This is a genomic window from Kitasatospora sp. CB02891 (genome assembly GCF_002803145.1).
Taxonomy (GTDB): Bacteria; Actinomycetota; Actinomycetes; order Streptomycetales; family Streptomycetaceae; genus Kitasatospora; species Kitasatospora griseola.
Genome location: NZ_NNBO01000033.1, coordinates 1 through 4,308 on the forward strand (window position 1 = coordinate 1; position 4,308 = coordinate 4,308).

A 4,308-nucleotide genomic window follows, 5' to 3' on the forward strand; every position below is an offset into this window, starting at 1 on the left:
GCGCTCGACGGGGTCGGCTCCGCGCTCGTGGGCGCCGGGGGCTCGGCGGGCGGCTCGGCCGGGCGTCCCGCGGACGGCGACGGCTCGGTCGGGGCGGGCGGCTCGACGGCTGCGGGCGGCCCGGCGGCCGCGACGGGCGTGGCGGACATGGCGGCGACGCTCGGCGGGGCGGACGGCGTGGCGACGGGCATCGGCGTGCGGGACGGCCCGGCCGGTCCGGCGGGGGCGGGGGTCGGACCCGGGGAGCCGGTCGTCCGGGTGGAGCTCGGGGCGGCGGGCACCGGGACGGGGACGGGCGCGGGGACGGCCTGGGCCGTCCCGGATATCGCGCCGTCGGCCGGCGCCGTCGGCTGCAGGGACCGCCCCGCCGCCGCGGCCTGCGCGAGCTGCTCCGCGGCCAGTCCGACCTCGGCGTCGAACTCGGCCTGCGCCTGCTGTCGGGCGGCGTCCAGGCGCGCCTGGGTCTGCTGTCGGAAGTCGGCCGTCGGATCGGCGGCGAAGACGGGGGCGGCCAGCAGCAGCGGCAGCGCCAGGCCGGTCAGCGCGGCCCTGCGGAGCAGGGCGCCGGGGCGGGCGGTGGGGGTGCGGCGCGGGGCCGGGGGCACGGGGCGGCGGCGAGCGAGCATGGAAAGCAGGTCCTCCCGACGGTCGCCCGCAGCGAGGTGCGGGCGGAGGCGGAACAGCTTGGATCCAGCCTCACACACCGGGACATTCCAGGCATTTCCGCCGCCCCGCGGCCCTTGCTCACACCTCCAGGACGACCTTTCCGACCTGGGCGCCGGCCTCGACCACCCGGTGCGCCTCGGCGGCGTCGGCGATCGGCAGGACCCGGTCCACCACGGGCCGGACCACGCCCGCCTCCACCAGCGGCCAGACGTGCTCGCGCACCGCGGCCACGATCGCCGCCTTCTCGGCCAGCGGACGACCGCGCAGGTTGGTGGCGATCACCGCGGCCCGCTTGGCCAGCAGGGTGGCCAGGTTGAGCTCGGCCTTGACGCCGCCCTGCATGCCGATCACCACCAGGCGGCCGTTGACCGCGAGGGCGTCCACGTTCCGCTCCAGGTACTTGGCGCCCATGATGTCGAGGATGACGTCGGCCCCGCCGAGCTCGGCGAGCTCCGCGACGAAGTCCTGCCGGCGGTAGTCGATCAGCACGTCCGCGCCGAGTTCGGCGCACCGGGCGAGCTTCTCCGGGCTGCCGGCGGTGACCGCCACCCGGGCCCCGACCGCCTTGGCCAGCTGGATCGCCATGGTGCCGATGCCGCTGGCGCCGCCGTGCAGCAGCACCGTCTCGCCGGGGCGCAGGTGCGCGACCTGGAAGACGTTCGACCACACCGTGCAGGCCACCTCGGGCAGCGCTGCGGCCTGCGCGGGCGTCAACCCCTTGGGCACCGGCAGCAGTTGGCCGACCGGGACGGCGACCTGCTGGGCGTAGCCGCCGCCGGCCAGCAGCGCGCACACCTCGTCGCCGACCGCCCAGCCGGCCACACCGGGGCCGAGCGCGGAGATCCGGCCCGCGCACTCCAGGCCCGGGTAGGGCGAACTGCCCGGCGGCGGATCGTAGAAGCCCTGACGCTGCAGCAGATCGGCGCGGTTGACCGCGGTGGCGGCGACCTCGACCAGCACTTCGCCGGCCGCCGGAACGGGATCGGGCACCTCGGCCCAGACCAGCTGCTCGGGACCGCCGGGCTCGGGAATCGTGATGGCTCGCATGGCCGCCACGCTACGCCCCCGCCCTCGGGCCACGCCGTCCCCCCGCCGTCAACCGGCAGTCCGTCAAGGGTCGGGGCCCCGGCTGGACAGGCTGGCGACACTCCGCCCCCGGGGTCGGTGGGCGACGCCTTCACCCCCCATCCTTGTGCCTGTGTCGAACTCCAATCCGCCCGACGACCCGGGTGCCCGGCCGTCCCGTCTGACGCTCAGTCGTTTCCGGGACCAGGGCACCGAAGACACCGACCCCGCCCGCCGGATCTCGCTGCCCGCCCGCCGGACCCGCCCGCCGCTGCGGCAGGTCGGCCGCCGCCTGCTGCTGGCGCTGGGCGTGCTGGTGGCGACCACGCTGATCGTGTACCTGGACCGTGACGGCTACAACGACAACGCGAACGGCTCGGTCAGCTTCCTCGACTCGGCGTACTACGCGACCGTCACCCTCTCCACCACCGGCTACGGCGACATCACCCCGGTGAGCGACGGCGCGCGGCTGGTGAACATCTTCGTGATCACGCCGCTGCGCGTGGTCTTCCTGATCATCCTGGTCGGCACGACTCTCGAAGTGCTCACCGAACGCACCCGCCTGCAGTGGCGGATCGAACGCTGGAGGCACGTCGTGCGGGACCACACCGTCGTCATCGGCTACGGGACCAAGGGCCGCAGCGCCGTGGACACCCTGCTCGGACAGGGCGTTCCGAAGGACTCCATCGTGGTGGTCGACCCGCAGCCCCGGGCCATCGACCAGGCCACCCACGACGGCCTGGTCGGCGTGCTCGGCGACGCCACCCGCACCGCGACCCTGATGCGCGCCGAACTGCCGCGCGCCGCCCAGGTGGTGGTCGCCCCCGAGCGCGACGACACCGCCGCACTGATCACCCTGACGGCCCGCCAGCTCAACCGGGGCGCCACCGTGGTCGCCGCCGTCCGCGAGGACGAGAACGCCCCGCTGCTCCGGCAGAGCGGCGCCGACGTGGTGGTCACCTCCTCCAGTTCGGCCGGCCGCCTGCTCGGCATGTCGATGCTCAGCCCCAACGCGGGCGCCGTGATGGAGGACCTGCTCACCTACGGCAACGGCCTGGACGTCGCGGAACGCCCCGTCACCAAGGCCGAGGCCGGACAGAGCCCGCGCGAGCTGCCCGACCTGGTGGTGGCCGTGGTGCGCGGGCGCCGGGTGCTCAACTACACCGAACCGGAGGCGGCGGTGCTCCAGCTCACCGACCGGGTGATCGTCATCAAGCCGGGCACGCCCGTCGTCCCGCAGTGACCTGACGGTTCCACGTGGAACATCCGCCCGGTCAGTGCCCCGGTCGGCCCGGTCCGGCGGTCGGTTCCACGTGGAACATCCGCCCGGTCAGTGCCCCGGTCGGCCCGGTCCGGCGGCCGGGTTCCACGTGGAACATCCGCCCGGCCGGTCAGGGCAGCGGCAGCACCTCGGCGCGCTCCCCCGCCGCCAGACCGCCGGGCGGCACCACGGCCAGCGCCTCCGCCCGGGCCAGGCCGCGCAGCATCGCCGGACCGTCGTGCGGCAGCGGGGCGAGCCCGGCGGGAGTGCGCCGGACGGGGTGCAGCCGGGTGTCCACCGGGTGCCCGGGCAGCGCGGCGGCCAGCGCCTCGGTCGGCTCGGCCGCAGGGGCGATCCGCCCGGACAGCGCGTGCAGCAGCGGCAGCGCGAGCGTCACCAGGCCCGCGACGGCCGCCAGCGGATTGCCCGGCAGGCCCACCAGGTGCCGACCGCCCGGCAGCGCCGCCAGCAGCATCGGATGCCCGGGCCGCACCGCCACCCCGTCCACCAGCGGATGCCCGCCGGTGGCCGCCAACGCGGCGTGCAGGAAGTCCACCGGCCCGGCGGCGGTGCCGCCCGTGGTCAGCACCAGGTCGGCGGGCGAGTGCCGGATCGCGTCCCGCAGCAGCCCGAAGTCGTCCCGGACGTAGCGACTGCCGAGCAGTTCCGCCCCGGCGGCGGCCAGCCACGGCGGCAGCAGCGGGCCCAGCGCGTCCCGCACCCGGCCCGGCGCGGGAAGCCCCGACGTCAGCAACTCGTCGCCCAGCAGCAGCAGTTCGACGGTCGGACGGCGGTGCACGGCCAGCCGGTCGTGCCCGGCGGCAGCCGCCAGACCGAGCACCGCCGGAGTCACCGGCAGCCCGGCGGGCAGCAGTTCCTCACCCCGGCCGCACTCCTGCCCACGCGGCCGGACGTCCTGGCCCGGGCCGACCACGCCGTACAACTGGACCGCCCCGTCCGGCAGTTCGACCGGTCGGCCGCGCTCGCGACGGAGCACCCCGGTGGCGCCGGACGGCAACTGGGCGCCGGTGGCGATCTCCACCGCCGCGCCGTCCGCCAGCGGGACACAGCCCTGACCCGCCAGCACCCGGCCGGACAGCCGCCACGGGCCCGGCCCGGCCACCGCCCAGCCGTCCATCGCCGAGGTGTCGAAGGCGGGCAGGTCGGTGAGCGCGGTCAGCGGCTCGGCGAGAGTCCGCCCGACCGCGGCCGCCGACGGCACCGGCTCCACCGGCAGCGGGCGCGCCGCCGCCGCCGCGGTGCGCCGGGCCACCGGCCACGGGCAGCCGCGCAGCGTCGCCGCCGCGGCCGGCGCC

General features: G+C 76.8%; 3 protein-coding genes and 1 pseudogene. 1 reads left to right on the forward strand and 3 read right to left on the reverse strand.

The features are described from left to right. Positions 1-626: pseudogene (locus tag CG736_RS35740) on the reverse strand (hypothetical protein); the annotation flags it as partial. Positions 627-744: 118 nt separating this feature from the next. Beyond that, entirely contained in the window at positions 745-1,713 is a 969-nt protein-coding gene (locus CG736_RS35745) for an NAD(P)H-quinone oxidoreductase (protein ID WP_100590257.1), read from the reverse strand. Between the two features lie 151 nt (positions 1,714-1,864). Here CG736_RS35745 and CG736_RS35750 point away from each other — a divergent pair, with 151 nt between their 5' ends. Next, positions 1,865-2,974, forward strand: coding sequence for a TrkA family potassium uptake protein (locus CG736_RS35750; protein WP_198520714.1), 1,110 nt, complete (start codon positions 1,865-1,867; stop codon positions 2,972-2,974). Positions 2,975-3,122: 148 nt separating this feature from the next. Here the strand turns inward: CG736_RS35750 and CG736_RS35755 are convergent. Beyond that, a partial coding sequence (locus CG736_RS35755; RefSeq protein ID WP_369880816.1) for a molybdopterin molybdotransferase MoeA occupies positions 3,123-4,308 on the reverse strand: 1,186 nt, incomplete at its 5' end.